This window comes from Brevibacillus sp. HD3.3A (assembly GCF_013284375.2).
Classification (GTDB): Bacteria; Bacillota; Bacilli; order Brevibacillales; family Brevibacillaceae; genus Brevibacillus; species Brevibacillus parabrevis.
This window is the reverse complement of sequence record NZ_CP085874.1, coordinates 1,491,674-1,513,920: the sequence shown is the minus strand read 5'-3', so window position 1 is coordinate 1,513,920 and position 22,247 is coordinate 1,491,674. Positions and strand designations below refer to the sequence as shown.

The following is a 22,247-nucleotide window of genomic DNA, read 5'->3' as shown; positions in this document are numbered from 1 at the left end:
CGATATATGCCGTCTCCTTTTAGGAGGCGGTTTTATTTTGCCCATGAAAAAAACCTTCGCAGCAACTGCCAGCAAAGGTTTTTTTCACGGACATATTTATTCTCCCAGATCAACGTTATGGTACACCTGTTGCACATCGTCCAGGTCTTCCAGCGCATCGATCATTTTTTCAAACTGGGCTTGCGCCTCTTCGTCCAGCGTTACTTCGTTTTGAGCGAGCATGGTCAGCTCCGCTACGGTAAACTCGGTAATGCCCGCTTTTTTCAGCGCTTCCTGTACAGCGTGGAACTGCTCAGGCTCGGCGTAGACGATGACAGCTCCGTCTTCGTCCAAAATGTCGCGCACATCGACTTCGGCTTCCATCAACAGCTCAAGCACTTCCTCGGCGGTTTTGCCTTCGAGGCCGAACACCGCAGTCGGGTCGAACATGTAAGCGACAGATCCGGTCACGCCCATGTTTCCGCCGTTTTTGTTGAAAGCGGCGCGCACTTCAGACGCTGTGCGGTTTACGTTGTTGGTCAAGGCGTCCACGATCACCATCGAGCCGTTCGGGCCGAAGCCTTCATAACGCAGCTCGCTGTAGCTTTCTTCCGATCCGCCCTTGGCTTTCTCGATTGCGCGGTCAATAATCGCTTTCGGTACACTGTATGTTTTGGCACGCTCCAGGACGACCTTCAGAGCGCGGTTCGACTCTGGGTCCGGCTCGCCTTGCTTCGCCGCTACATAAATTTCCTTCCCGAACTTGGCATATACGCGACTGGTGCTCGCATCCTTCGACGCTTTTTTCTCTTTGATATTGTTCCACTTACGACCCATAAATTCCCACTCTCTTTCAACGTCACAGATTGATTGCTTGCAAGACTCCGTAGTCCATTTTCACACTCAACTATTATACCTCAATCTCGTGTTTTTTTACGAGAAAATCATTTCGAAAAGTTCATCCGCCTCTTGTTGCGGACAACTCCTCCATCGGCTAAAAAAGCACAGCCCCCCTGGATGGAGAGCTGCGCCGTGTACGACTTGCTTTCTATTTTTTCGTCAAGCCTTCGTAGATTGTCTTAATATTCCACTCCATCATTTTGATGTACGTATCGCCATCTTCGCCTGGCTTGCCGAGCGAGTCGGTAAACACTTTTCCGACGATCGGCACGCCGGTTTCCCGGGATACCATCTCCATGCTGCGCGGGTCAATGCTCGTTTCCACGAACAGAGCCGGAATTTTTTTCGCGCGGATCGTATCGACTACCTGGCTGACTTGCTCAGGCGTTCCCTGGTTTTCCGAGTTGATTTCCCAAATGTAGGCGGCGTCGAAATCGTATGCTTCGCTGAAATATTTAAACGCTCCTTCGCTCGTTACGAGAACGCGCTGTTCACGCGGAATTTGATTGTATTGCTTGACTGCCTCTTCGTGCAAAGCGCGCAGCTTTTCGATGTACGCTTTTGCATTTTGCTCGTACGTGTCCTTGTGCGCCGGGTCGACCTTGATCAGTGCGTCTCTGGCATTTTCCGCGTACTTGATGCCGTTGCGCACATCCAGCCACGCATGCGGATCTTCTTCGCTCTCTTTGCCTTTTGTCGTCAAATGCTTGGCGGCTACGCCTTCACTCATGCGGAACACGGGTGCATCTTGTCCAGACTTGCCTGCTGTGTGCATCAGCTTTTCAAACCACGAGTTTCCTGCTTCCAGATTCAAGCCGTTGTAGAACACGGCATCGGCATCCGTCGTTTTTTGCACGTCGGCTGGCAACGGATCGTATTCGTGCGGGTTCGAGCCGACCGGAGCCAAGCTGTGAATTTCCACGCGATCTCCGCCCACATTTTTCACAATGTCATACAGAATCGAATACGTTGTCACTACGTGCAGCTTTTCATTTCCAGTTTTTACCTCTTGATTGGAACTTTGCGGCGCACCGCACGCGGCGAGCAGGACGGATGAGATGAGAAAGACGAGAAACAGATTCCATTTTTTCATGACGAGTTCTCCTTTTATTTACTTCGAAAGCTTGGCTCTTTTTTGCCGCACTCGAATGGATTTCCATACAACTCCGTGCTTTTTCGAGAACAGGAAGGCCAGAAGGAACAAACCTGTCGCCACCATTACGATGGTTGCCCCCGAAGCCAGGTTGTAGGTAAAGCTGAAGTACAGGCCGATAATCGCTGAAATGACTCCGAAGCTCGCTGCCAGGAAAATCATCACCGACAGTCTGTCTGTCAGCAAATAAGCTGTCGCTGCGGGAGTAATCAGCATGGCGACCACCAGCACGATTCCCACGGTTTGCAGCGACGCTACGGTGACCATCGTCAGCAACGTCATCAGCAAATAGTGAATCAGATTGTTGCGCAGACCGTACGCCGCCGCAATCGTCGGATCGAAGGACGTCAGCAGCAGTTCCTTGAAAAACGCGTAGACGGTCACAATCACAATCACGCCGATCCCGACCGTCACCCACATGTCGGACGGTCGCACTGCCAGAACGTTCCCGAACAAAATGTGATACAGGTCCGTGCTGCTTTTCAGCATCGTAATCATGATGATTCCCAAGGCAAAAGCGGAAGTGAACAAAATTCCGATCGCCGTATCGTTTTTAATCCGGCTGTTTTGGCTGACATATCCGATCCCGATCGCTGTAAGCACCCCGGTGGCGACTGCGCCCAGGAAAAAGTTGATCCCGAAGGCATACGAGAGCGCCACCCCCGGCAAAACCGCGTGGGAGATGGCATCGCCCATCAACGACATCCCGCGCAAAATGATGAAGCTGCCAATGACCCCGCAAATGATTCCCACCACGACTGATGTAAACAATGCCTTTTGCAAAAAATCATATTGTCCGATCGCATGTAAAAATTCCATTACGCAGTTACCTCGGCCTTCTCCAGAAATTGCAGTTGATGCGCGTAAGCTTTGGACATGACTTCCCGGTTCAGCACCTCATCGACTGCTCCAAACTTGATCAATTCCTTGTTCAAAAGCAGCAGCTGATCGAAATACGCATTCGCTTTGCTCAAGTCGTGGTGGACGACTACGATCGTTTTGTCCTGAAGCTGAAGCTCCTTCAAAATATGGATGATCGTCTCCTCGCTGGCGACGTCGATTCCGACAAACGGCTCGTCCAGAAGGAGCAATTCCGGTTTTTGCGCCAGTGCCCGGGCCAAAAATACGCGCTGCTGCTGCCCGCCTGACAACTCGCCGATCTGCCGCTTGGCGAAGTCCTCCAGTCCCACTTTTCGCAGGCACTCCATCGCCCACAACTTTTCCTTTTTTTTCGGAAATTTGAATAATCCGACGCTTGGATATGTTCCGATGAGAACCGTATCCATCACCGTGATCGGAAACGTCCAGTCGATTTGGCTTCGCTGCGGCACATAAGCGATTTTCTTGCGCACCTCGCTTACTTCTTTGCCGTAAAACAGGACGTCTCCCTTGTCTTTTCCGATCAACCCCAACATGGCTTTGATCATGGTCGATTTGCCTGCGCCGTTCGGGCCGATGATGCCCACCATGCTGCCCTGCTCAACCGCAAACGATACACCCTGCACGACCTCAACTCCAAAATAGGAAACGTGAAGCTCTCTGACTGACACAGCACTATTCATGAGATTCCCTCCAAAAATAATCAGTCGTTTTATTCTCGCTGTTGCGCTACATCATCCGCTCTGGTTGTCCCGACTCACTTATATATGCTTATACACAAAATTGTAGTTATTAACCAATAATATTCGCCATGGCAAAATAATATGCTTGTGTATAAAAATGTTTCCCTGATGCAAAATTTACTGGAAATCGTTCTCACTGTCAACCCTTAATTTCATTTTCTAGGGAATAAAGAAAAAGCACAGCCCGCATATCACGCGCTGTGCTCTTTGTTTATTCACTTTGCCATCTGTTGGTTACACCAGTTGCAGCGAAATGTATTTGACCTCCAAATATTCTTCGATTCCTTGGTGACTGCCTTCCCGGCCGAGACCGCTTTCCTTCATGCCGCCAAACGGTGCTTGCGCGACAGATGGCCCCCCGTCGTTTACCCCGACAATGCCGTATTCCAGATTTTCCGAGAACATGAATGCCCGCGTCAACGACTGGGTGAAAACGTAAGCCGCCAGTCCGTACGGTGTCGCATTCGCGCGTCTGATGACGTCCGCGTCGTCGGAGTACGTGCTGACAGGAGCAATCGGCCCGAACGTCTCCTCTTGCATGCAGAGCATTTCGTCTGTGACCTCCGAGAGCACAACAGGCTTCAAGAAATAGCCGACCGCACCTTCCAGCTCCGGATTGCCATGCAGCACAGCCCCTTTGGAGATAGCGTCGTCTACCTGCTGCCGGACTTTTTTGACCGCTCTGTCATCGATCAGCGGGCCGATCTCGACATGGTCCTCTGTCCCGACACCTACGCGCAGCGCAGCGACCGCTTCTGTCAGCCTTTGCAAAAATGGTTCTTTCACAGCCTCGTGCACGTAAATCCGGTTGGCGCAAATGCACGTTTGCCCGGCGTTGCGGAATTTGGACTGGATCAAGCCTTTGACAGCCGCTTCGAGATTCGCATCTTCTGCCACGATGAACGGCGCCAAACCGCCCAGCTCCAGAGACAGCTTTTTCACGGTGTCCGCCGCTTTTTTCATCAAGAGCTTGCCCACAGGCGTCGATCCGGTAAACGTCAGCTTTTTCACGCGAGAATCTTCCATCCAGACGTCGACCACTTCTCCCGCCCGCGAAGTAGTGACGATGTTGATCACACCTGCGGGGATGCCAGCCTCCTCGGCGCATTCCGCCAGCAACAGCGCCGTCAACGGCGTCTGTTCCGCTGGCTTGGCTACGGCCGTGCAGCCTGCGGCAAGCGCCGGAGCGAGCTTGCGTGCGATCATTGCCGCCGGAAAGTTCCACGGAGTAACCGCAGCCACGACACCGACAGGCTGCTTCTGGACGATGATCCGTTTGGAGACGGCAGACGACGGGATCGTCTCCCCGTAAATCCGCTTCGCTTCTTCCGCGTACCATTTGATGTAGCTGTTGGCATACTGCACCTCGCCCCGCGCTTCTGCAAGCGGCTTGCCCTGCTCCATCGTCATCACGTAGGCGATTTCATCGAGTCTGGCTTCAATGGCCTGATGCCAGCGCTCCAGAAGAGTGGCCCGCTCGTAAGCCGTCGTTTTCGACCAGCTTGCAAAAGCGGCTTGCGCGGCATCGACTGCCTGCTTCGCTTCTTCCGCACCTGCGTCCGGCACACTGCCAATCGTCGCGAGCGTCGCCGGATTTTGCACGATCATGCGCTTGTCCAATGTCAGCCATGTTCCATTCACGTAAATCCCTTTGTTCCACTCTTGTTGTTTCACGCCGCTTTTTCCTCCTGTTCATTGGCTGTAAACAATTTCTCTTTTTCTCCGCGCAACCAATCTTTTCCATATAATAAAACGCACAGCAAAATTCCCGCGCCAAAAGCCATCGCTGCGCCTTTGATCACCAGAATGGCTCCGACGACTCCGGCGATCCCCAAATCGCGCTGGCTGCGCGCCTGCATCACGCCAATTCGCACGCTGACGTAGCCTTGCACGAGCAAGGTCAATGCCACTGCAACACCGAGAATCGGCTGAACGAGGCTGACGATCGGCAACAGCAGCAGACCTGTATTCGTTCCCCAGCGGAAAGAGCCTGCGCCCCCGAAAAAGGAGTTCATCGCCTGCTTGCCTTTTTTGAACCGCTCCACGACCACGACCTGCATCGCTGCCCACATCGGGCCGCACATCGTAATATCTGGTCCGATCAGGCTCATCAGCATGTTGCGTCCGCCAAAAATCATGTGCGCCCGGTCAGGATTGTAGTCGACTTTTTCATCGAGACGCACCTGGTCAGATTCGGATAACAGCGCTTTCGTTTTCAGCACATCGCCAAAGACGACAAGGTAAGTCGCGAACACCGCAGGAAGCGCCGTGATGAAAAAGGACAGCGCCGGCAGCCCCAAGCCGAAAACCGTATACTGCGACCAGAGCGTGGCGAAGTCCGGTTGGCTGAATCCCCACTGAATGTCCGGCCACTTCGCTTCCCCGAAGATCGGCGCTACGAATACCGCCAACAAAATCGCAGGCAAAATCCCCAAATTGCCGAGCAGCGCCCACAGCTTGCCTTTTTGCTTCAATCCTTCAAAATGCTTGGAAAATACGAGATAAAAGCAGAAACCGATACAAATCGCAATCGTGTACGGGAACAGGTCGAACTTCCCGCCTTTTTCAAAAATCGAGGTGATCGCGCCAATCCCCGCGCCGAGGATAATGCCTGATTTGATCGCGTTCGGCACGAAGTTGACTACCCGTTTGGCAAGCCCGGTGACGCCCAAAATAATCGATAGCAGCCCAAGCGTCAACTGGAAGGCAATCAGGGCGTACACCCGATCCGGCCCTTCGGGAAATTGCCCGACAAACAGCACGATCAACGGAATCGCAGGGGTAATCCAGCCCGGAATGACCGGATCGCCCAGCAAGTGGTGCAGCAAATACAAGAAGCCATTTAAAATGACGACAGCCAAGCCGACCTCAAACGGCATGCCAAGGTGATCGGCAAGCAACGTGATGGCGCCGAGATCGACGGCGCACATCAGCAATCCTTGCAAGTAATCAGGCCATTCAAAACGATAATGCACGAACGGCAGGCGAATTTTGAACGGGCCAGCCGGAATATACGGAGTCTCTGCACCATCTTTGCGTTGCTTCCACTTCATGTGATATCCCCCTCTTAGTAAGCTGCGCGATATATATCTTCTATGTCTTTTTTCCGCAAGGTGCGGGGATTGTTTTTCAAAAGCCGGGTCTGCTTCATCGCTTCTTCCGCCATCTCGGCAAGCGCTGTCTCAGGGATGTTGAACTCGCGCAACGACTGGGGAATTTCCACGTAACGGCACAGACGCGTCATCGCTTCGATCGCTTTTTCCGCCGCTTCATCCAGGCTCAGGCCAGTTGTATTTTCTCCGAGCGCCTGGGCGATGTCTCCCAGCTTTTCCAGGCAGGCGATCTTGTTCGTGCGCATCACGTAAGGCAAAAGCAGCGAGTTGCTGACGCCGTGCGCCATGTGGAAGCGTCCGCCGAGCGGGTAAGCCAGGGCATGTACAGCTCCTACCCCTGCATTTCCGAAGGCAAGACCCGCCATCAACGCGGCTGTAATCATGGCTTCGCGCGATTCGATGTTGTCCGGGGCCGCGTACGCTTTTGGCAGGTGAACAGCGATCAGCTTCATCGCGCCAATCGCCAGCGCGTCCGTGACTGGGGAGGCAAACTTGGAAATATAGGCTTCCACTGCATGCACCAACGCATCCACGCCGCTCGCAGCGGTAACACTCGGCGGGCACGTCAGCGTCATCATCGGCGAGACGATAGCGACATCCGGCAGCAAGTAAGGGCTTACAATTCCTTTTTTTACTTGCTCCTTCGTATCGGACAAAATCGAGATATTGGTCACTTCCGAGCCTGTTCCCGCCGTGGTCGGAATCGCGATCAGCGGCAAGCCCGGCTGCTTGACCAGATTCGTGCCAAAATACTGTTCGATGCTGCCCTCATTAGTCGCCATGACCGCAGCCGCTTTCGCAATGTCGATCGCGCTTCCTCCGCCGACCGCAATCAGCCCGTCGTAGCTTCCTGCGCGAATCATGCTGACACACAGGTCGACGATTTCGATTTCCGGCTCCGGATTGACGTCCGGGAAGATGCCTGCCTTCATCGGCAAAAGCTCCTCGACTTGCGCTACCACCCCGGCCTGAATCAAAATATGGTCGGTGACGATCAGCGGACGCTGCACCCCCAGCCGGGCGACTTCCTCTGCAAGCAATGCCAGCGAATCGCGGCCTGTGACCAGCTTGTTCGCAGCAGCAAATGTAGAAATGTTCATGTTGTCACTCTCTCCCTTCTCTGTGCTGCCACTTAAAAGCAACTCCCGTGCCAAAGCCTTAAAATTCGCTGCACTCAACCTCGTTTGCTTCCGGCGAAATGGTAGATTTCCGCTCGCGAAACCACCTTTTCTCACATGTTCGTCACATTTTTCACTCTCGCTTTGCCCGGAACCAAAAGCAACCGTTTTCATCCGATCACCGATCATGTTTCAAATCAAAATACATCATATTGATTTGTTTTCGAATCAAATTGTTGTTGATTCTTGCCATCTCCCTTGTTTGTTGGACTTCAATCGGTCAAAAATGTTTTATGCTTAAAATAGTCTGTTAATTGGCAATTTTCGTTTGACAAGCTATTTGGAATAATTTACTATCAAAAGAACGCATGCGAATATCTATCGCGGATGAATATTGCGGGAGAGACTAAACTTACCGTTTAGCACCGAAGGAGCAAATCCTGACCCCCAGGACAAATCTCTCAGGTAAAAGGACCGCAATGGGACGCATCTCTGGAGAGAGCCATTGGCCACCAAAGGAGTTAAACACTCTCAGGTAAAAGGACAGAGGAAAATAGGAACCAGCCTATTTTTCCCGTTCCTTTTTTTATTGGCGAAAAATAGGATTGCTGCTAGAAATCGCTGCGCTTTCAGGGGAACAGCCACATCCCCACTCGGGCAAACAAGGAGGGAGCAACCGGAAGCAAACAGCAAAAAATAAGGACTCACTGAAAAATGTAAGCGTTTTTTCCGTTGGAAGTAACTTAATGATGTATTTATTCTGTACAGCTATGTTACTATGAGAATTATAAAGAACCATAAACTTTTGTGAAGAAAAAGTCGTCGAGCAAGTAGTTGTCTTTCCAAGTAACTGTGCAGAATCAGACAGAGAGAAAGAGGGGGATCACATGGAACAACAAAAATTGGCGAGAGGTCTGAAAAACAGACACGTTCAACTCATCGCAATCGGTGGAGCCATTGGTACCGGACTATTTCTGGGTGCGGGAAAATCCATTCACCTCGCCGGGCCATCCATTTTGTTTGCGTACCTGATTACTGGGATTATTTGCTTTTTGATCATGCGCTCGCTCGGTGAACTTCTCCTGAGCAACCTGAACTACCATTCCTTCGTCGACTTCGTAAAAGACTACCTCGGAAACATGGCTGCGTTCGTCACAGGCTGGACGTATTGGTTTTGCTGGATTTCGATTGCCATGGCCGATTTGACGGCTGTCGGCTTGTACACACAGTATTGGTTTCCGGGAGTGCCGCAATGGATGCCGGGGTTGATTGCCCTCGTAATTTTACTTTTCATGAACCTGGCAACCGTGAAGCTGTTCGGAGAAATGGAGTTTTGGTTCGCGCTGGTAAAAGTCATCGCGATTCTCGCCTTGATCGTCGTCGGTATCGTCATGATCGTCAAAGGCTTCTCTACCAACTCCGGCGCTTCCAGCTTCACGAACTTGTGGAGCCATGGCGGGATGTTCCCGAACGGAATCAACGGCTTCTTACTTTCGTTCCAGATGGTCGTCTTCGCGTTCGTCGGCATTGAACTGGTCGGGCTGACTGCCGGAGAGACAGAAAATCCTGAGCGCGTCATTCCAAAAGCGATCAACAACATTCCGATCCGCGTCTTGCTGTTCTACGTCGGTGCGCTGATCGTGATTATGAGCATCTACCCATGGAGTGCGATCGTTCCGACAGAAAGCCCGTTCGTGCAAGTGTTTGCCGCAATCGGAATTGCTGCCGCTGCGGGAATCGTCAACTTTGTCGTACTGACCTCCGCCGCTTCGGCATGTAACAGCGCCGTCTTCAGTACAAGCCGGATGGTCTACTCTTTGGGCAGAGAACAAAACGCGCCTGCGGCCATGACCAAGCTCACGACTCGCCAAGTTCCTGCCAATGCCCTGTTCTTCTCTACCGTCGTCATTCTCATCGCCGTTGTATTGAACTACATCATGCCAGAAGGCGTCTTCACGCTGATCACGAGTGTCTCGACGGTTTGCTTCCTGTTCATCTGGGGCATTACGGTCATTTGCCACCTGAAATACCGCAAGACAAGACCAGAGCTGGCAGCGCAAAACAAATTCAAAATGCCGCTCTATCCGTTTGCCAATTACTTGATTCTCGCTTTTCTCGCGTTCATTCTCGTCGTGCTCGCACTTGCTGAAGACACGCGCGTTGCCTTGTTCATCACACCTGTCTGGTTCATCATGCTCGTGGTGATTTACAAGCTGCGCAAAGCGAAAGTCGATCAGGTCAAAATTGCCGAAAACTCGTAAGCGGTAAGCGACACAACCAAAAACCACATTCATGAACGAATGTGGCTGCATGAGTAAAACAAACATCCCGCGATGGCGTCAGGCGCTCGCGGGATGTTTTCCTATTCGTTCAACTCCGGTTCGCTGCCGATGTGCAGCTGCCACTTTTTCATCTTCTGGACGAGCGCACTTTGGCTGATCCCAAGCGCTTCTGCTGCCAATCTGGTCGTCCGGTGCGTCTGGATCGCTTGGCTGATCATGCTGCGCTCCAGTCGTGCCACCGCATCGCGCAACGACGTCGGCTCCGTTTGCGGAAACACCTGTTGCAAAAAGCCGGGCAAATCTCCCACGTCAATCGTGTTGTGAAAAGTCGTGACAACCAGCCGCTCGACCAGGTTCGCCAGCTCCCGGATGTTCCCCGGCCAACTGTAGTTGGTCAGCCACTCGTAACACTCCAGCGTCATCGTTTTTTGCTCGTTGTACTTTTCGTTGAATTTTTCCAGATAGGACTCAAGCAGCGGGACAATCTCTTCCCGGCGCTGCCGCAGCGGTGGAACCTCGAAAGTGACGATGTTCAGCCGATAGTACAAATCCTCGCGGAACAACCCTTCCCGCACCAGCGTAGCCAAATCCCGATGAGTCGCCGTGATGATCCGCACATCTACATGTCGCACTTGCGTGGAGCCGACGCGCATGAATTTGCTTTCCTCCACGACCTTCAACAGCTTGACTTGCAGCTCCAGCGGCAAATCGCCAATCTCGTCGAGAAAAAGCGTACCGCGATGGGCGCTTTCCAAAATGCCGACCTTGCCTTGCTTGAGCGCTCCCGTAAACGCACCCGGCTCGTAGCCAAACAGCTCAGCCTCCACCAGATGGCCCGGGATTGCCGCGCAGTTCAACTCCATAAAAATTTCGTTGGCTCGACTGCTCCTGGCGTGGATGTATTTCGCAATCATGCTTTTCCCTACACCCGTCTCGCCCTGCAACAAAATTTTTGCATCTGTCTTGGCGACCTTGTCAGCCAGGCGGAAAAGCGAGCGCGTCGCTGGCCCGAGCACAACATCTTCCAGCCCCATCTGATCGGCAGGGGGCACATCGCTTTGCAGCAGCTTTTGACTATCCAGCTCGTGCTTCAAGCGGATCAGCTCGGTGATGTCCCGGACACTGCTGATGATGTATAAAATCTCGCCTGCGGACGACAGCACAGGCGTCGCGGAAACGATGATTTTGCGGCTGTTGCGTATCGTCTGGATCAGCGTCACGGGCCTTCGCGTGCGGATCGTCTCCAGCGAAGCGGACACGGAGATCATGCCTTGCTTGATCAAATCGCCCATATGCTTGCCGATGACCTCTTCTTCGCGAATCCCGGTAATGCGCTGGTACGCCTGGTTGATGAACAAAGTAATGCCCGCTCCGTCTGTAATGTACACGCCGTCATACAGCGCATTGAACACGATTTGGCAGATCGGACTCTCGAAAAAAGCGTGAAGCTGCGCCTGCGAGCTTGCCTGCCGCTTTCGATCCGGCAAGCTCACTTCCGGCACCACGTATTCGACAATCGGCCGCGTCAATTCCCCGCGATGAATCGCATGGGCGATCGCTTCTACCGTCAAATAGCCGATAAATTCGTCTTCTTCACTGTATACTTCCTGCACTTCGTTCCGGTCTGGCGTAAAATGGGCGACGGCTTCCTCGACCGTCATCGTTGGACGCAATGGATGCATGTGCGATTCTCTCCATGATGTCATGACCTGATCTCGCTCTCTTCAAATGGTTCCAATATTCCTTCGATCTTTATTCCTTGCTTGCGTTTGAGAAAAGCCATAAAAGGAAAATAAGAAATAAGACTGATAACCGCGGCGCCAAAAGTATAGACGATGACAGTGCCTGCCGCATTCGCCAGGCCGGCAAGCAAGCTGTCCCACATGCCGCTTGCTCCTGAATGTCCCTCTGTGGCACGCATCAAAAACAGAAAAAGCAGTTGAACAAGTCCGATCAAGAGACCCAGTGAAAAACCGGCTCCCACACATAGTTTGAGGTAGGAAGATATTTTCAAGTATTTCACTTTCCATACGGTGTACATGACTGTCACCCCTTCCTCTCTATTTTACTAGATGAATCGGGAGCAAGCCGCGCTTTTTCCGGAAGATTTTGAGATTTGTGTTGTAAAATGAAAACAACGTACATCACAGATTGCGAGGTCGTTCATGAAAACTTTTCACGTCAGCCATGCCCGAAAACTGACCATTCTCATCCTCCTGATCATCGTGGTCGCCTTCTCCCTGTCCGGCTACATTATGCGCTCCCAAACCAACCGGATCATGAAAGTCGAGATTGAGAACAAGCTGACCCTGCAAAGCCAGGCTCTGGCCGAACGGATGGACGCTTTCTTTGCGCAAAAAGCGTTGCTGATCAGGCAAATGAGCACCAACCAGGCAATCTTGCGCTACCTGCAAACCGTGCAGACGCGAGAGCATGCCTTCACCAGCCCGCATTACTTGGACGTAGCGACCGCATTGGACGGCATCCAGCGGCTGGACCACAACCTGGGCCTTGTATGGGTTTCCAGCAATGCGGGCAACTTCACGATCGGCAACACCGACACGCTCTCAGGAAAAGACTGGTCGCTCACCAAACGCCCCTGGTATCCAGACGCCGTCCGTTCCAATGACGTCGTTTTTTCCGAGCCGTACGCCGATTATCTCACGAAAAAAATGGTGACCAGCGGCACCATGAAGATTGAGGAAAACGAAAGGCTGCTGGGCTTCGTCGCCATCGATATTTTGCTCGACGACATTCCGCAAATGCTCGGCACGTACCCGATCGGGGAATCGGGCTACGCCATCCTGGTTTCCAAAGACGGAACGATCATGTACCATCCGAATCCGGAGCTTGTCAGCCGGCACAAGCTGACGGAACAACCAGGCGATCTGGCCAAAATCGGACAAAGCATGGTCGCTGGACAAAAAGGGTTGCAACTCGTCTCCATCGACGGCAACAACTATTACATCGGCTACTCCCCTGTCTCTTCCACGGGCTGGTCTGTCGCAGCCGTACTGCCTGCCAGCGAAGCGCTCGGACAATTGAACTCTGTACAAGACTTGTCCAGCCTGATTACCAAAGTTTCCATTTTCGTTCTGGTCAGTCTGCTCTCGCTTTTGCTGCACTTCATGTTAAAGGAACAGCGGCGGATTCAGGCCGAACTGCGGGCAGCCAAAGAAGAAGCGGAGGAAGCGAGCAAGGCGAAAACCGACTTTTTGGCGCGGATGAGTCACGAAATCCGCACCCCGCTCAACGGGATCATCGGACTGTCCCAACTGATGCAGAAAACGGTGATGACGGTGATGCAAAAAGATTACTTGGACAAGGTGCTGTCTTCCTCCCAAGTATTGCTCCGCCTCATTAACGAGATTCTCGACTTTTCCAAGATCGAGGCTGGCAAGCTGGAGCTGGAAAAGGCAAGCTTTGACCTCGACGATTTTGTCCGGCGGCTCTCGCACATGCTGAGCATTTACCTCGGGACGAAGCAAATCGAAATCATTCTCGATCTGCCGCCGAAAATGTTGCCCAAACTGATCGGGGACCAGCATCGGCTCGAGCAAGTGTTGCTCAATCTGTGCCACAACGCCATCAAGTTTACCGAGCAAGGATACGTCTCTGTGCGAATCACGCTGGAAAAAGAAGAAGGACGACTGCTGTACTTGCATTTTGCCGTAGAGGATACAGGCATCGGCATGTCGGAAGATCAGCTCGACAAGCTGTTTGAACCGTTCACACAGGCAGATGGCACGACGAGCAGAAAATACGGCGGCACAGGACTTGGTCTGGTCATCTCGCGCAGTCTCGTCGAGATGATGGGCGCCACTCTCGAAGTGACTAGCGCAATCGGCAAAGGAAGCTGCTTCTCCTTCACCCTCCCGTTTGAACACGCGCCTTGGCGGGAAAGCGAAAGCCCTGGCTCCATGCTGCCACCGGGCTACGAAGGCCAGCGTGTCCTGATTGTGGAAAATCACGACAAAATGCGAAGCAGCATGGCTGACATGTTGTTTGGCTTAAACTTTTCGCCTATTTGCGTCGCCACCTGGCGAGAGGCTTTCGAGCTGTTGGAACACGCTGAAGCGCACAACCCGTTTCGCTTTGTGTTCGTCGACATGGAAGCGGAAGACATGTACGGCGTAGAATCGTTGCAGCGGCTGCACGCGCTCGCCGAGCTATGCGACGCAGCGACAATTGCCATGACGACGGAGTACGGCCGCGACGAGCTGGCCTCCCTGGAGGAATCCGCCCAGCCTGACGCTGTTCTGATCAAGCCGATTAACCGGATGGATGTAGCGCGCGCGATACTGGGGGCACAGGAGCACAAGGAAACACATGTGACCGAGACTTTGCAGAAGCCGCAGTCCGCTCCTTACGAAAACGTCCTCTTCCCCGGATATCGCGGCAAAATTTTGCTGGCAGAGGACAACGAGATCAATCAGCTGGTAGCGGTCGAGTTCCTCCGGCGCGAAGGTTACGCTGTGACCGTTGCCAAAAACGGGCAAGAAGTGCTGGAGCTTTTGGAGACGAGAAAATGGGACCTGATTCTCATGGATGTCCACATGCCGGAGATAGACGGTTGTGAAGCGACGATCCGCATCCGCCAGCACAAACAGTACGCCAGCCTGCCCATTATTGCGATGACGGCGAGCGTCATTAAAGCCGAACACGACAATTGCTACCGTTCGGGGATGAACGGCGTCATTACCAAGCCGATTCATTTGGGCGAGATGAAGGAAACATTGAAGCGAGCAATTCCCGTACCTTGTCTGGATGTTTCGCTCGCACTGGAGCGACTGGATGGAAAAATCCCGATATACACGCAAATTCTCCGTTCATTCACTAAAGAATATTCGGATTTTACATCAAACCTCCAAACGGCGTTTCTCGCAGGAAACTTCCAGGAAGCAAGAAGAATGATTCACACTCTCAGTGGTGTTGCGGGAAATTTGTCTGCACAAAGATTGCTTCTTTTATCAAGAAAAATGGAGGCGCAGCTTTCTGCTTCTGTAAATCCGAACGATTATCAAGAATTTATGAGCGAGCTGGAATGGCAGTTGAACGAAGTGTTAGCGTTAGCAAACGAATGGCAAGAAACTCTGGCAATCTCCTAACATTTTTTTAGCATTTTTCATGAAATTAGGTCCATTCTCCTCGCTTTTTTGCTAAAATATGAGAAAAGTATTAGGAAAAAACGAAAAATTGCTAGCTCTTTCCCATTTTTACGAATAACTTTCTCCCAGAAAGAGTGAGGAATCTGATGTACAACCTATTGATTATCGAAGACGATCAGATTATGGGCGAAATGCTGGCCATGTATTTAACCGAAGAAGGCTATTCTGTAAAAATAGCGGATCATGGACAGAAAGGCTTGGACATGGCGCAATCATTTGCTCCGGATGTCATCCTCGTGGACATGATTCTGCCGGATATGAGCGGTACCAGGATATGCAGCGAGCTGCGCACCTTTTCCGTTGCTCCCATCCTGATTGTCTCGATGAAGACAGACGTATCCGATCGCGTAGAGGCTTTGCAAGCTGGAGCGGACGATTATATTTGCAAGCCTTTTTCCTTGCGAGAGATTTCCGCAAAAATCGGAGCCATGATCAGACGAACCCACCAATACCAACAGCCTGCTGCCCCAGAAAGCGGGGAACAGGCTGACACAGCAGTCGCGAGTTCCGAGAATACTTTCCTGCTCGATTTGGAGCGCAGGGCGATCTTTGTCAATCAGTTTCACGTCGAAACGACTTTTTCCGAATTTGAGATTATGCGTCTGTTCATTACAAATGAGGGAAAAGTATTCAGTCGGGAGGAATTGCTCTACGAACTGCGCGGTTTCGATTCTTTTGTGACAGATCGGGCCATCGATGTTCACATCGCCAACCTGCGCAAAAAAATCGAAGACAATCCGAAGGAACCGAAATACATCCGCACCGTTTGGGGTGTAGGATACAAGTTCGTTTCTAAAAACTAGCAGACAAATGGCATCGTCTCCTGCGAGATGGTGCTATTTTTTTGAGATTATTTCACACTATCCTAATACATAGACAGAAACTTATCTAATACATCCCGTGCATAATCAATCCCAGAAGAAATGGACGCAAAATGGAGGGTAAATAAAACATGGAGTTTACATCGTTACTGACGAGCGAGGATCTGGAGCACAAGCTGAGACTGGCCAATGATTTGCAAGAAGCAGTACGGCTTGAACAGCTGACTTTGCATTACCAACCGCAGTTCGAAACCGTCTCTGGCAACGTACGCGGTTTTGAAGCTTTGCTCAGATGGCACCATCCGCTCTTCGGACCGATCTCCCCTACGGAATTTATCCCGCTCGCCGAAGAGATCGGACTGATTTATTCCATCGGTGACTGGGTCATCCAGACCGCTTGCCAAAAAAACAAGCAAATTCAAGAAAAGTACATGCCCACTTCCGTCATGTCAGTCAACATCTCGGGCCTGCAATTGCAAGACTCTCTCTTCTTCGATCGGGTATGCGGCATTTTGCAGAAAACAGCTCTCTCCCCTCAATCATTGGAGCTGGAATTGACAGAACGGGACAGAATCTCGCTCAAGGACAGACGGATCGATACTTTGAAAAAATTCGCTAACCACGGCATCAAAATCGTATTGGATGATTTCGGGACGGAATACTCCTCGCTTGAATACATCACGACTCTCCCCCTCTCAACTATTAAAGTCGATCGGTCATTTGTCGCTCATATTGCCAATCATTATGAAGGAACGGTACTCGTCGAATGGATCATTTCACTGGCGCGCAAACTGGGGCTCACTGTCGTCGCTGAAGGCATCGAGACGTTTGAACAGCTCCATAGCCTGCAAAAGTGGAAATGTGATTTTGTGCAAGGCTTTCTGATCAGCAAACCGTTGCACGAAAGCGAGTTGCCCCTGTTTTTCCGCAAAGTAGAATGGAAGCAGGAAAACAAGTTTCTGCATACATGATGAAAAAGCTTCGGTTACCGAACCGAAGGCACCCTCCTCTCATTCAACCAGCTTTACCAATCGGCACAGATCATAGAGAGCATGGATTCCGCGCATTTGCCAGCAGTTGACCCGATGCAAATACTGCAAGGAGTCCGTGGCGATTTTTCTCGCCTCTAAAACATCGTCTTCCCTCATGTGAGCAATGGCATTTTTCAGCTCTACAACCGTTGGCGAATACACCTGCGCGCGCAACGCTTGCAAAAGCATAATTTTTCGGATATGCGAGCGATTGAACAACCGATAGCCATTTTGCGGATCGCGCGTGGTTGTAATCAGCCCTGTTTTCTCCCAATGGCGAATCGTCGAGCTGGGAAGCCCTGTTTTTCGGGAAGCTTCCTTGATCGTCAGCCACGCTTCGCCAGATTCTGCTTGCGTTTGCTTGCCATCCAGCTCGCAGAACATCCGCATGTTGCTTTCTGCCAGTTGCTTGTCCCGTTGCAAAAGGGCTTGCACCTCATTCACGCGCCATAGCGCCGCATCGAGCTGCCTTGCTTGAACGTTCCGCACAACTTCCGCAGTCACCTCCATCCCGAACCCGGGCGACATAGCCTGTATACAAGTAAAATAGGCAACGTGCTCGGCGGTATACAAACGATAGCCGCCCGCAGACCGTTCCACTGGCGGAACAAGTCCTTGCGCTTCGTAGTTGCGCAAGGCGCTTGTGCTCAGCTTCAATTTTCGCGCAATGTCAATCGGCCGCATTTTTCCGTGGACCCCTCTCTTCATTTGTTCCTGGTTTAAAGCCCGCTTATAACGTTTGAGCAACTCTCCCCTATTTATTCAACAAAACTTCTGACCAAACCTTCGAATTAGCATCCATGTTGTAAGATGAAAAGGAAAAATGTCCTCGTTAGTGATGCGCATATCGAAGGAGGGGTTTCCCATCGTCTTTGACCTGTTGGAAATGGAATTTGAACGCCAAGTTACCAATCTCGTTGCAAAAGGGTATCCTGGCATTGCCCGGATGACAGAGAGCGCATTCCGCAAGCAACTGGAACCGTTGAAGGACAAAGCAGCCTCGCTTCCTCCGTGGACGAATGAGACGGAACTGCCTGAAGGCTATGCTCCTTTTGCCCTCGTCGTAAAAAGCGAGTGGGTCGACAGCAGCCGTGCCATCCAACTCGTGGAGCGCCAGAAAAAGGCAGGCTTTAGCGTCATGGATGAGCAGGATATGTGCCGCTTCAAGCCGATCGATGGAATCGCGTTGCCTGCCGGAGTCGCCTATCTTTTGGCTGACATTGATACCGGACGACAAACGCTCAACGTCACGCCGAACGACGCCCTGCCCCGCCTTTTGGCCCAAGGGCGCTCTCCGCTTACTCTGGAGGAAGGCATTGCCCTCGTTACCCACTTTCCTGAGCTGTTGAAAAAGAACAACGGTTTTTCCCTGCTCGGCTCCCGTTGTGGCGATCGGCGCGTAACGGCCCTGTGGATCAGTCAAGGCAAGCCGAAGCTCGGATGGTGCTGGGCAGGTAACCCGCATACGTGGCTAGGCTCAGCCTCATGTCTGGAGCGCATAGGAACGGACAACATCGCAAACGAAAAAAACCTTGAAGGCAGCTTTAAGGTTTGCTCCCACAACAGCTAACGGTTTTACTTTAGCGTAACTCCGTTGATGACGTGCGCTTCCACCTGGGCAATGCTTTTTCGCTACTGTCGCGTGCGGAACTCCCGCAAGGCTGCGCAGTTCATCTGCATCGGTCGCAAGCGCCTTTTGCAGCTGCTCAGCCCGCATTTTCCGACCTCCATCACGAACCGGACTGGATCGCTACACGCCAAGAGCGCTTGGGAACGATTCTCCTTTGTTGCTTCCATCTTCCCGTCCACACTCGGCGAATGCAAGAAAACCGCGATGCGCGATGTGCTTTTCGCAAGCGATTATTTCCAGCCAAAAAAGGGGATGCCTCATGCATCCCCCTTTTTGCTATACCATCATTTTGCAAATATCGTTCGTGAACGCGACCGGATCTTCAATCGGCAAGCCTTCGATCAGCAGCGCCTGATGGTAAAGCACCGCTGTGTACAAATTCACTTTTTCCTTGTCTTGACCGAAAGCGGCCTTCAGCGACTGGAACACGTCATGGTTCACGTTGATCTCCAGCACCTTTTGCGCCTTCACGCCTTGGCTGTTCGGCATGGCGTTCAGCACTTTTTCCATCTCGATCGTGACATCTCCTTCTGTCGACAGGCAGACTGGATGGGATTTGAGACGCTTGGATGCTTTTACGCTTGCAACTTTGCCTTCGAGCAGGCTCTTCATGTAAGCGAACAGCTCCTGGTTGTCTTCATTTTCAGCGTCTGCGGCCTTGTCCTGCTCGTCCGGTTCAATTCCCAGGTCGGCGCTGGAGACGGAACGGAACTCCTTGTCTTTGTAGGTGCGCAGCATCTTGATCGCGAACTCGTCGATATCCTCTGTGAAATAAAGGATTTCATAGCCTTTGTCGGATACCAGCTCGGTTTGCGGCAGTTTTTCGATGCGCTCGTTGGATTCCCCTGTCGCATAGTAGATGTACTTCTGGTCTTCCGGCATTCTCTCGACGTACTCGGCCAGCGTCACCAGCTTTTTCTCTTTGGAAGAGTAGAACATGAGCAAGTCCTGAAGCGTGTCCTTGTGTGTGCCAAAATCGCTGTATACGCCGTATTTCAGCTGTCTGCCGAACGCTTCGTAAAACTTTTCGTACTTCTCCCGCTCATTTTTTTGCATGCTTTGCAGTTGGCCCTTGATTTTGCTGGAGATGTTTTTCGCGATCAGCTTCAACTGGCGGTCATGCTGCAGCATTTCCCTGGAAATGTTGAGAGACAGGCTTTCCGAATCGACCATCCCTTTGACGAAGCTGAAGTAATCTGGCAGCAGGTCGGCACATTTGTTCATGATCAGTACACCATTGGCGTACAGCTCCAGACCTTTTTCATACTCTTTGGAGTAGTAGTCGAACGGAATGCTTTCCGGGATGTACAAAATCGCCTGATAGACGACCGCTCCATCCGCGCTGACGTGAACGTGTGCAAGCGGCTTGTCGAAACCGTAATGCTTGCTTACATAAAACTGTTCGTAGTCTTCGTCAGTCAGCTCGTTTTTGTTCTTGCGCCAGATCGGCACCATGCTGTTGACCGTCTGCTCTTCTTGCACTTCCTCAAACTCGCTGTCGCTGCCTTCTTTCGGCTGATGCTTCGTCACGTCCATCTTGATCGGGTAGCGAATGAAGTCCGAGTATTTTTTGATAATCGCCTTCAAGCGATACTCTTCCAAAAACTCATCGTAGCGTTCTTCTTCCGTATTCTCTTTGATTTTGAGAGTGATCGTAGTGCCGACCTCATCTTTTGCATAAGGCTCGATCGTATAACCATCGGTTCCGCTGGATTGCCATCTGTAGCCTGTGTCTGCCCCCAGCGCTTTGCTCGTGACCGTTACGACGTCAGCGACCATGAAGGCAGAGTAGAAGCCCACCCCGAATTGCCCGATAATATTGTAGCCGTCTTTGGCATCGTTTTCTTTTTTGAAGGCCAGGGAACCGCTTTTGGCGATCACGCCCAAGTTGTTTTCCAACTCTTCAGCGGTCATGCCGATTCCCGTATCGGTAATCGTCAATTCGCGGGCAGCCTTGTCCACGCTAATTTTAATGAAGTAATTGTCTTTATCGAACACCAGCTGATCATCCGTCAGCGAGCGGTAATAGATTTTGTCAATCGCATCGCTTGCGTTGGAAATCAGCTCACGCAGGAAAATCTCTTTTTGCGTGTAAATGGAGTGGATCATCATTTCCAACAGTCGCGTCGATTCAGCCTGAAACTGCTTTTTTTCCATCGGCCATTCTCCCTTCTATTTTGCCACACACAATTGTTAGCACTCTCACCGCGAGAGTGCTATCCACTATTTTTTATAACAGTCCTAGATTTTTCTGTCAATATACCGCCCCTGTTTTTTGTAAATTATTCCCTGAACGCCGCACAAGCTTTTTGCCCAAAAGACCAAAAGAAAAAGGACCATCGTTCTCAATGGTCCCTTCTCTCTTTCCCTACTCTGCTTTTGCATGAGCCGCATACGCTTCGGCTGCGATCGCCAGAAAATAGGCAAGTCCTGTCTGCTGCCCCTCCAGCATCTGCAAATGGAAGTCGTCTTGCAGGAAAAACCGAGTCTGCCCGGCAAACTCGTACGGAGTAAGCGAATGCCCGTGCTCATGCATAAAGCGCAGATGCTCCCCGATCAACTGATGCAGCTTCGCATCCGTATGCTTGACTCCATCGCGCAATGCGGCAGCCATCTGCGCCATGAACCGTTCGGCTTCCTGCGCTTGTTCATTCATCTTCGCCACGTCGATGGAAGCTTCCTGTGCCAGATCGTATCCGTACGTTTCCTGCAAATGCTCGCTTTGCTCCTGCAGAGCTGCTCTCCACTCTTCCTCACTGCTGAACCCTTGAAACATCGCTTGGTTATCCATTCCTTTTCCTCCTCGCAGGCACGCCAGCGTTTTTTGCAGCGTGCGTATAACCTCTTCCAACCTGTTTTGTCGGGCCAAAAGCTGCTGTTCCTGTTCTTGCAACACAAGCTCTCGCTCCGGCTCTCCATCAAGCAGCTCGCGAATCTTTTGCAGCGGAAAATCCAGTTCGCGGTAAAACAAAATTTGCTGCAAACGCGCAAGCTCTTTGTCGCCGTACAACCGATAGCCCGCTTCACTGATCTCGCCCGGAATGAGCAGGCCAATCCGGTGGTAATGGTGCAACGTCTTGATCGTCACGCGGGAAAGCTCCGCTACTTCCTTAACTGTGTACAGCACGCTGTCCGCCCTCCTTTCTCCTCTAGTGTAAAGACTCCCCCAAGCGGAGAGTCCAGCGTTTTTTTCATAAAAAAAGCCCCCGCAAACATCCGCGAGGGTTGAAAAAGGTGGTTAACAGTGTATGGTAATCAGTTTTTCCAAATTTTCCATTCCTATACTTGCAGGCTCGCTGCCAAATCTGCTTTGCCATCAGTTGGCAGCCATTTCTACCGATACAGATCAGCCTTATTGCCTTTGCAGCCCGCTTTCCTGTTCGAGCAGCCTTTGGACATTCGCCTGAGTTGGCAGCAGTCTCTTTACATG

General features: G+C 51.6%; 17 protein-coding genes and 1 riboswitch. Of the genes, 5 read left to right on the top strand and 12 right to left on the bottom strand.

Annotated elements, in window-relative coordinates:
* Positions 1–96 precede the first annotated feature (96 nt).
* The 7 genes from HP435_RS07460 to HP435_RS07430 all read right to left on the bottom strand — a co-directional run bounded on the left by HP435_RS07460 (position 97) and on the right by HP435_RS07430 (position 7,867).
* Positions 97–816, bottom strand: coding sequence for a YebC/PmpR family DNA-binding transcriptional regulator (locus HP435_RS07460; RefSeq protein ID WP_122963004.1), 720 nt, complete (start codon positions 814–816; stop codon positions 97–99).
* A 211-nt stretch (positions 817–1,027) separates the two neighbouring features.
* A complete protein-coding gene (locus tag HP435_RS07455) occupies positions 1,028–1,972 on the bottom strand; it encodes a metal ABC transporter substrate-binding protein (RefSeq protein ID WP_173596131.1) in 945 nt (314 codons plus the stop codon).
* A gap of 18 nt (positions 1,973–1,990) precedes the next feature.
* Positions 1,991–2,851, bottom strand: coding sequence for a metal ABC transporter permease (locus HP435_RS07450; RefSeq protein WP_173598403.1), 861 nt, complete (start codon positions 2,849–2,851; stop codon positions 1,991–1,993).
* A complete protein-coding gene (locus HP435_RS07445) occupies positions 2,851–3,594 on the bottom strand; it encodes a metal ABC transporter ATP-binding protein (protein ID WP_122963002.1) in 744 nt (247 codons plus the stop codon). The genes HP435_RS07450 and HP435_RS07445 overlap by 1 nt, the downstream gene beginning before the upstream one ends.
* A 294-nt stretch (positions 3,595–3,888) precedes the next feature.
* On the bottom strand, positions 3,889–5,328 hold the full coding sequence (locus HP435_RS07440) for an NAD-dependent succinate-semialdehyde dehydrogenase (protein WP_122963001.1): 1,440 nt from the start codon (positions 5,326–5,328) through the stop codon (positions 3,889–3,891).
* A complete protein-coding gene (locus HP435_RS07435) occupies positions 5,325–6,707 on the bottom strand; it encodes a hypothetical protein (RefSeq protein ID WP_122963000.1) in 1,383 nt (460 codons plus the stop codon). Before HP435_RS07435 ends, HP435_RS07440 begins: the two co-directional genes overlap by 4 nt.
* Positions 6,708–6,721: 14 nt before the next feature.
* Complete coding sequence (locus HP435_RS07430; RefSeq protein WP_122962999.1) at positions 6,722–7,867, bottom strand: iron-containing alcohol dehydrogenase; 1,146 nt, start codon at positions 7,865–7,867, stop codon at positions 6,722–6,724.
* 405 nt (positions 7,868–8,272) lie between these two features.
* Positions 8,273–8,372, top strand: a riboswitch (glycine riboswitch).
* A gap of 400 nt (positions 8,373–8,772) precedes the next feature.
* On the opposite strand from HP435_RS07430, the gene HP435_RS07425 reads away from it, so the two are divergent.
* Complete coding sequence (locus HP435_RS07425) at positions 8,773–10,146, top strand: amino acid permease (RefSeq protein ID WP_122962998.1); 1,374 nt, start codon at positions 8,773–8,775, stop codon at positions 10,144–10,146.
* A 101-nt stretch (positions 10,147–10,247) separates the two neighbouring features.
* Here HP435_RS07425 and HP435_RS07420 read toward each other — a convergent pair whose 3' ends face one another.
* Positions 10,248–11,849 carry a sigma-54 interaction domain-containing protein gene (locus HP435_RS07420; protein ID WP_173598404.1) on the bottom strand — a complete coding sequence of 534 codons (1,602 nt, stop codon included), beginning with the start codon at positions 11,847–11,849 and terminating at the stop codon, positions 10,248–10,250.
* A 20-nt stretch (positions 11,850–11,869) separates the two neighbouring features.
* A complete protein-coding gene (locus tag HP435_RS07415) occupies positions 11,870–12,208 on the bottom strand; it encodes a hypothetical protein (RefSeq protein ID WP_122962996.1) in 339 nt (112 codons plus the stop codon).
* A gap of 124 nt (positions 12,209–12,332) precedes the next feature.
* Here HP435_RS07415 and HP435_RS07410 point away from each other — a divergent pair, with 124 nt between their 5' ends.
* The 3 genes from HP435_RS07410 to HP435_RS07400 all read left to right on the top strand — a co-directional run bounded on the left by HP435_RS07410 (position 12,333) and on the right by HP435_RS07400 (position 17,127).
* Entirely contained in the window at positions 12,333–15,275 is a 2,943-nt protein-coding gene (locus HP435_RS07410) for a response regulator (RefSeq protein WP_173598405.1), read from the top strand.
* A 146-nt stretch (positions 15,276–15,421) separates the two neighbouring features.
* A complete protein-coding gene (locus tag HP435_RS07405) occupies positions 15,422–16,138 on the top strand; it encodes a response regulator transcription factor (RefSeq protein WP_122962994.1) in 717 nt (238 codons plus the stop codon).
* Positions 16,139–16,287: 149 nt separating this feature from the next.
* Entirely contained in the window at positions 16,288–17,127 is an 840-nt protein-coding gene (locus HP435_RS07400) for a putative bifunctional diguanylate cyclase/phosphodiesterase (protein WP_122962993.1), read from the top strand.
* 39 nt (positions 17,128–17,166) lie between these two features.
* Here the strand turns inward: HP435_RS07400 and HP435_RS07395 are convergent, their stop codons facing one another.
* Positions 17,167–17,871 carry a MerR family DNA-binding transcriptional regulator gene (locus tag HP435_RS07395; RefSeq protein WP_122962992.1) on the bottom strand — a complete coding sequence of 235 codons (705 nt, stop codon included), beginning with the start codon at positions 17,869–17,871 and terminating at the stop codon, positions 17,167–17,169.
* 139 nt (positions 17,872–18,010) lie between these two features.
* On the opposite strand from HP435_RS07395, the gene HP435_RS07390 reads away from it, so the two are divergent.
* Positions 18,011–18,757: a DUF5701 family protein gene (locus HP435_RS07390; RefSeq protein ID WP_229049847.1), complete on the top strand. Its 747-nt coding sequence runs from the start codon at positions 18,011–18,013 to the stop codon at positions 18,755–18,757.
* 336 nt (positions 18,758–19,093) lie between these two features.
* Here HP435_RS07390 and htpG read toward each other — a convergent pair whose 3' ends face one another.
* Both htpG and HP435_RS07380 read right to left on the bottom strand, forming a co-directional pair.
* Positions 19,094–20,974 (bottom strand): molecular chaperone HtpG, encoded by a 1,881-nt coding sequence (htpG, locus tag HP435_RS07385; protein ID WP_173598406.1) that lies wholly within the window; start codon positions 20,972–20,974, stop codon positions 19,094–19,096.
* 211 nt (positions 20,975–21,185) lie between these two features.
* The gene (locus HP435_RS07380; RefSeq protein ID WP_173598407.1) at positions 21,186–21,944 is read right to left on the bottom strand and encodes a MerR family transcriptional regulator; all 759 of its coding nucleotides are present in this window, start codon (positions 21,942–21,944) and stop codon (positions 21,186–21,188) included.
* Positions 21,945–22,247: the final 303 nt, after the last annotated feature.